The 7,446-nt window shown below is 45.3% G+C and carries 5 protein-coding genes; 3 read left to right on the forward strand and 2 right to left on the reverse strand.

Going from position 1 to position 7,446, the window contains the following annotated elements; translation table 11 throughout:
- Positions 1 to 73 precede the first annotated feature (73 nt).
- A complete protein-coding gene (locus WS42_RS04740) occupies positions 74 to 2,611 on the reverse strand; it encodes a S9 family peptidase (protein WP_046450791.1) in 2,538 nt (845 codons plus the stop codon).
- 148 nt (positions 2,612 to 2,759) lie between these two features.
- On the opposite strand from WS42_RS04740, the gene WS42_RS04745 reads away from it, so the two are divergent.
- Entirely contained in the window at positions 2,760 to 3,209 is a 450-nt protein-coding gene (locus tag WS42_RS04745; protein WP_013611159.1) for an SPOR domain-containing protein, read from the forward strand.
- Here the strand turns inward: WS42_RS04745 and WS42_RS04750 are convergent.
- Positions 3,206 to 5,398 carry a RelA/SpoT family protein gene (locus WS42_RS04750; protein WP_087394231.1) on the reverse strand — a complete coding sequence of 731 codons (2,193 nt, stop codon included), beginning with the start codon at positions 5,396 to 5,398 and terminating at the stop codon, positions 3,206 to 3,208. The two genes, WS42_RS04745 and WS42_RS04750, sit on opposite strands and share 4 nt — an antisense overlap.
- Before the next feature lie 369 nt (positions 5,399 to 5,767).
- Here WS42_RS04750 and nth point away from each other — a divergent pair, with 369 nt between their 5' ends.
- Together nth and WS42_RS04760 are read left to right on the forward strand one after the other, a co-directional pair.
- Positions 5,768 to 6,406, forward strand: a complete 639-nt coding sequence (gene nth, locus WS42_RS04755) for an endonuclease III (protein WP_022159490.1) — start codon at positions 5,768 to 5,770, stop codon at positions 6,404 to 6,406.
- A 72-nt stretch (positions 6,407 to 6,478) separates the two neighbouring features.
- On the forward strand, positions 6,479 to 6,895 hold the full coding sequence (locus tag WS42_RS04760) for a TlpA family protein disulfide reductase (RefSeq protein ID WP_259320203.1): 417 nt from the start codon (positions 6,479 to 6,481) through the stop codon (positions 6,893 to 6,895).
- Positions 6,896 to 7,446 lie beyond the last annotated feature (551 nt).

A 7,446-nucleotide genomic window follows, 5' to 3' on the forward strand; every position in this document is an offset into this window, starting at 1 on the left:
TTGCAAATTTATAAATAATTTTTCAAAAAAAGAAAAGTAAGAATTACACTTAATCTTACTTTTCTTCTTCCGTTTAGAGATTCAGCTCTTTAAACTGGTGTTCCCACCAAGCCGGTTGATCTTTCAGATATTTGGCGAAGTAGGAGAGAATCGTATTGTTCCACAGGATACGCTGATTGTAATCGACCACGGCATGATCGGCATCTTTAACCAATACTAATTCGACATCTTTACCCAATAATTTCAGAGCAGTATAAAATTGTATACTTTCGTTTGTCGGTACATTGACATCTTTTGTACCGTGGATTAACAGGATAGGCACTTTCACCTGATCGGCATTGAAAAGGGGACTTTGGTCGACATAGATATCCTTACGGTTCCAAGGGAAAGCGTGTGCCGAAGCGTTGGTACTGTAGCCGTAACCCCAATATCCGCCTCCCCAATAGCTAGAGATAGAGGAAATGCCGGCATGTGAGATAGCACAGGCGAAAATATCGGTTCGGGTGGTAAGGTATTCGGTGGTAAAACCTCCGTAAGAAGCTCCCATACAACCAATCTTAGAAGCATCGATAAACGGATGGGCTTTGGCAAATGCTTTGGTCGAGGCGATAATTTCGTCGGCTGTGATTTTACCCCAATTGTTTTGGTGGCGGGCAGAAAATTCCTGTCCGTATCCGATGGTTCCGGAAGGTTGAAGCACATATACGACATAACCGTTGGCCGTATAGAGGTTGAAAGGCCAGCGTCCGCCGAAACTACGGGAGACGGGGGTCGTTCCGCCGTAGTAATAAACGATCAGCGGATATTTTTTGGCCGGATCGAAATCGGCAGGCAGATAATAACGTCCGTCGATCACCGTACCTTTCTTATACTCATAGTCCCAGTCTTTCATCTCTCCGAAAACAATATTCCGGTATTGCTCTTCGTTGGGATCCGCCCAGAGAGCCGCTTGATTATCGGTTAGGTTCAAGGTATAGATCCGGGGAGGATAATCGGTGTTCGAAGCGGTATACATCATTTGGTCGGCATGGCTGGCAAAACTGGTCCGGAGAATCATGTCTCCCGGGCATTCGATCCGGGTGAATTTACCGTCGGCATAGCAATACAGACGTACGAAATCGGCATCGGTCGTTTTTATATAGATATTACCGTTTTTATGCCAGGTCATTTCTTCCACCGAAGGATTGAAATCGCGGGTGATCGCGTCCACTTTTTTAGTGGCCAGGTCATAAATATACAATTGGGTATCGTATTGGTTGGCAATCTGATTTTTCCCGATGTTTTCTCCCAGTTTACCGAAGGCCGAAGGGCCGCCGCTGATCAGCAGTTTTTTGCCATCGGGAGAGAAAGTACAGGATATGGAATAAAGCCGGTCCTTCCAAAGGGTATCCAGTTGTTGGGTGGTGATATCCATCAGATAAATATCTTGTTTGTTATAGGGATATTCCGTATAAGCCGGGCGTGAAGTGGAGATCAGTAATTTTTTACCGTCTGCACTGATATCCATAAGCGAAGTGCTCAGATTTCCCCAGGTGAGCCGGGAATGGAGGCCGGTAGCGAAATCGTACTTACACAGATAACTCCGGTTACGGAAATAGTCCTGCCGATCTTGTATGCCGTCCAGTTTACGCAATTCCCATTTGGGATCGCTGTAGTTTTCATTGGCATAATAGATCAGATAAGAACGATCGGGTGACCAGATGCAGCTCTGAATTTGCCGGTCTTCTTTGATCAGACGGGTTTGTAGTTGTTTTTCCAGGTCGTAACTATATAAAGATTGTCCGTTGCCTTCTGCTTGCAGGAAAGAAAGTTTGTCCTGATCGGGAATCCATTGCAGATTACGTACGTTATTGCCATAAAAGGTATAGACGATTTCTTTGTCGGCGATCCGGTATACGTAGGTATTGTTACTGCTTCGGCCATCTACGGTATTGGTGATCCCGACAAGGGCATATTTTCCGGTGGGGGAGACAGACAGATGGGATACTTGTTTACCGTTGAGCACATCGTAAATATTCTTGCCTCGTTGCGGGGACAGAGAGAAACCGAAAGGGAGCTGTTCGTAGGCTTTGTCGGCTTTAAAATTAGCATACAATACATTGCCTCCCTGAGTGGCCGTTTTTACGATAATCGTGTGTTTTCCTGGAATCCAATCGCCGTGAACGATTTTTTCTACGGGTTTATTATCCGCAGAACCGGCTTTTTTTACTCCATCGATATAGACTTCGGCCTGACCGAATAGCCGGAAATGAAAACTTCCGCTCATCCATTCGGAATTGCTGAAATAGACCGCGTAATAATTTAGCGTCGGTTGATCTGTTTTTTCACCGGCTGTTACGGTATCCCGGTTCATCGGGGCCACCGTCCACCGGAGCCGGTGAAAATGATTCTCCTTTGAATCGGCATCGGGAACCAGGCTGCCGATATTTACTCCGGAGTAATCGGTGAGCATGGCATCTGTAAATACCTGGTCTTTGACATTTTTTACATGGCTCAAGGCCGGCTTCTCCATTTTTATAGGTGTCAGGCTCAGCCACTCCTTGATATCCTGTGCGTTGGCAGTCAAGGACCCTGCAATGAATAATGAGAGTAAAAATCCTTTGTTTTTCATCGATGATAAGGTTTATCAGGTTTTAGCTTTTTAACATTTTTTCTTTCTGCGAAGGTATCGCTTTTTGATTGAAAAGAAAGTTAATGTCTAGTTAAACCCGGAGTAACTTAATCGTTCTTTTACCGTACAAGTCAGAAAACTTTAAGTTATGCGAATATTGATTTGTCTGTTAGCCTTAGCGGTGACCCTGACCTGTTGTAAGTCGAATAAAAGAATGATACGATCGGAGGTAGGGTATGTATCTACCCAACCGGTAGAAGTTGCTGTACAGGAGAAAGTACAGGATACCTTGATCGTGGAAGAAGAACCGGTGACGGTGAAAAAGGAGAAAGTCGGTTTGACGGACGGTGCCGATTTGATGCGGTATTGTATTATTGTCGGGAGTTTTATTTACCGGCAGAATGCGATCAACTTGCGGTCGGACCTGATGCGCCGCGGATTTTTGGGTTGTTCGATTATGCAGAATAGTGAAGGGATGTACCGCGTTAGTGCGGTTTGTGACGATACTCACGCCGATGCTGCCCGGGAGCTTATCCGTATCCGTAGACAATATCCGCAGTTTCGGGATGCATGGCTCCTGGAGGTCAAAGAGGACTAGTCTTCGAGCATCGAATCGTGGCGGTTGACTCTCACCACTCCTTCCAGATGTTTTAGTCTGGAAATCAATTGGGACAGGTGTTCGGTATTATCGATCAGGACAGTGATATTACCATCGAATACCCCCTCGGCGGCATTGATCGAAATGGCCCGCAAAGTAGCATGCGGATCTTTGGCGATCAATTCGGTAATTTTGTTGATGATATTACCGTCCTCTTTGCCTGTCAGATTCAGGACGGTTTGATAAGAAGTGGCTCCATCGTTGGTCCAGCGGGTCTTGACGATCCGGTAAGGATAACGGCGAACCAGCTCCAGGGCATTTTTACACTGGCGGCGGTGTACTTTAATTCCTTCGCCGATGGATACGAAACCGATGATATCGTCTCCGTATACCGGATTACAGCAACGGGCGAACTTATACTCTACATTATCCACATTTTTATCGATCAGCAGTACATCTTCATCGATTTTTTTTGGACGTACCACTTTGATATCTTTAGGCGGGACGACAGGGGCCGGCTTTTCTTCCACCTGCGTCAATATCTCTTTGATTTCGGAAGGATCGTGCTTGCCGATAGCGATGCCGTGGTAAAGGTCGAGAGCGAACTTGTATTTGTAGTGCTGCATCAGTTTGCGGATCACTTCGTCGTTGAATTCGATTTTCCAGTTTTTCAGACGGCGCATCAGTGTTTCCTTGCCGATATCGGCCTGGTGGTTGATTTCTTCATTCAGGTATTGACGGATTTTATTCCGGGCTTTCGAAGTGACTGTAAAACTCAGCCAGTCGGCTTTCGGTTGCTGGTTGGCGGCAGTGATAATAGAAACCTGATCTCCGTTTTTCAAAACATATTTCAGGGTTTCATTCCGGTGATTGACAATACCTCCAACACACTTGCTCCCGATATTGGTGTGAATAGCGTACGCAAAATCCAGTAAGGTGGCTCCTGCCTGTAACGTTATTAAATCTCCTTTGGGAGTAAATACATGTACCTCTTTATCCTGGAGGTTGATTTTCATATCATCCAGTAATTCCAGCGCATTCTCATTATTGCTTTCCAGGATTTCGCGCAATTCGTTCAGCCAGTTTTCGATAATCGAATCCGAAGATCCCCCTTTGTATTTCCAGTGGGCAGCGAATCCTTTCTCGGCAATCTCATCCATACGTTCCGTCCGGATCTGTACTTCTACCCAGCGTTTGCCAGGCCCCAGCACGGTGGTCTGCAACGATTCGTATCCGTTGGATTTGGGTACAGAAATCCAGTCCCGGAGACGCTGGGGATTAGGCGTATACTTATCGGTTACGATAGAATATACCCGCCAACAGTCGGGCTTCTCATTTTCGCCGACACTGTCGATAATGAAACGTACAGCAAAAATGTCGAAAATCTCTTCAAATTCAACCTGGCTTTTCCGCATCTTATTTAAGATCGAGGCAATCGTCTTCGTGCGGTATTTCATTTTAAATTTGATACTTCTCCGGTTCATTTCTTCGGCAATCGGAGCGATAAATTCGGCAATGTAAGCCTCCCGGGCGGTTTTCGATTCCTTTAATTTTTGTTCGATCTCCCGGTAGATTTGGGGATTGGCATAGCGGAGAGCTGTGTCTTCCATCTCCGATTTGATATTGTACAATCCCAATCGATGGGCAAAAGGGATGTAAATATAGCTGGTTTCCATGGCCAGCTGTTTTTGTCCGGCCTCCGAAAGCTGTGCAGCCTGCCGTAAAGCATAGAGTTTTTCGGCCAGGAAGATCAGCTGTACGCGGATATCTTCGGCAAAACTGAGCAATAATTTTCTGAAATTCTCCGAGTTTACAATCCGCTGGGTGGCATAAATGTGGCTGATATCCTTTAGTCCTTTGATGATTTGCTCTACTTTTTCCCCGAACATCTCCCGGATTTGCTCCAGGGTGATCATTTCTTTTTCCACTGTTTTGTGGAGCATGGCACAAATGATAGAAGTCCGGCCTAAGCCGATTTCCTGGGTAATGATCAGCGTAATATCCAAAATACGGACGATCTCCTGATAGTTTAATTCCGAAGCTTCGGTTTCGTTTTGGATGGCTATCTTAAAGGCTTTACGGATCAACCGGATGTCTTCGCTCGAAATCAGGTTCCGGCAGGATTTTAACACAGCCGTATATTTACTCAATATGATCGGACGATAGGTTTGTTCTGTCATTGCGTTCATAAGTGAATCTTGTTAGAAGGTGTCGCTTTTTTCTGTTTGTAAAAATAGCGATTCTTTTGAAGATTATCGATCCGGCAATTCTATTTTTGTGTAAAAGTTTGTTGAAAAGTGTGTGTAAAGAATAAGTGTACAGAAATATGAAATCAGAAATGAACTGCTGTAATCTGCTACCATGCTGTTATCCCGGAAAATCCGGAAAATCTTTATCGGGCCGCTTGGAAAATAATACGTTGAAGTATAAACAGGGAAGGCCGGTTTAAAATTACGAGGATATGCTTGAAATCAATTTTTTATGTATATTTACGACGATCAAACGTGGGATTATTTTGAACCGTATACAACTTTTTGGAAAGGATAAAAATATAAAATATGACAACAAAAGAGAGATATGAAGGCGTATTGGGGTGGTTTGCCGGGAAAATGCCGGTAGCCGAGAGTGAATTGAAGTATAACGACCCTTTTGAATTGATCGTGGCGGTGATTCTGTCCGCCCAGTGTACCGACAAACGGGTGAACATGACGACTCCGGCTTTATTCGAACGCTTTCCCGATGCAAAGGCCATGGCTGCCGGGACAGTGGAGGAGATCTATCATTTGATCAAATCAATCTCCTATCCGAATAACAAAGCTAAGCATCTGCATGAAATGGCCCAAAAACTGGAAAGGGATTTTCAGGGAAAAGTGCCTGAGGATATGGAGTTATTACAAACGCTTCCCGGTGTAGGGCGTAAGACGGCCAATGTTGTGATGGCAGTGGCATTCCACAAACCGGCCATGCCTGTGGATACGCATGTTTTCCGGGTATCTAACCGGATCGGGTTGGTGAATAACACAAAAACGCCTTTGGAAACTGAGAAACAGTTGGTAAAAAATATTCCGGCGGAGATCTTGTCGACGGCTCATCATTGGCTGATTTTGCACGGACGTTATGTTTGTCTGGCCCGGAAACCGAAGTGTGAAGAATGTGGAATCCGGCAATGGTGCCGTTTTTTTCAGAGTAGACGGTGAAGGGGGAACGGGGAATGGAGAAAGGAAACCTCCCTTCTCCTTTTTCCTTTCTCCTACATTTACTTGTAATATATAGCTGCCCAGGCTCCGGATTTCACTTTGCCGACACCCGATAGCGGACAGGTATCGCTGTACAGTGTAAAAGGAAAATTGAAAATCATCGATTTCTGGGCTTCGTGGTGCGGACCTTGCCGGATGGAGAATCCCAATATGGTGAAACTGTACGATGATTTTAAGGACAAAGGCCTTGCTGTGATTAGTGTATCGCTTGACGAACGTAAAGCCGCCTGGACGCAAGCGATCCAAAAGGACGGTATGCCGTGGGTCCACGTGTCCGACTTAAAAGGCTGGAAAAGCGAAGTGGTGAAGTTGTACAATGTAGATTCCGTACCGTGTATTCTGGTACTTGATGAGAATAACCGGATTCTGGCCAAGAACATCCGGGCGGAAAAATTGCGGGCCTTTGTGGAAGAGCGGCTGGGAAAATAGGTTTGGGGCGTTTTATATTGCGATGGAGTTCATACCTGTTTTTTATTATAAGCCGGTTTCGATAGGAAAATCTGTAGGAATTATTTTTCTTACAGATTTTCTATATATGTTTATCCTAAAAATGTAGAATTATTCTGGTACTTGTTCGTCTCCGGTGACCCGATCGCTTCCGCCGGTCATCTTGCTTTTTCTTTCACTGACCGGCGGAACTCCTCGCAAGCTCGTCAGACACCACCGGTCGGACGTTCAGAAAAAGCAAGACGACACTCGCCAGAGCTCCAATGGTCCCCGAACACGAATACCTTCGACTCCCGTCATCACTGCCTGGCAAGCTAAACCGGACCTGAAAACCATAAATTTCAACGAAAAAAGATTTTCCGGTAAAGTAACCCAACTATCCATAATCCGATAGAGGTGAGCCGGTATTTTATTCTATAAAATTTTTCTAATTCTTCCTTTGCCAGGTCGTGTTAACGTGAGATGCAGGGTTTTATGGCGGAAGACCATTGGAGCAGGAACGAGTGTCCGGTTAGGTTTTCCGAACGCCCGAC

The organism is Odoribacter sp. N54.MGS-14 (assembly GCF_000980295.1).
Lineage (GTDB): Bacteria > Bacteroidota > Bacteroidia > Bacteroidales > Marinifilaceae > Odoribacter > Odoribacter splanchnicus.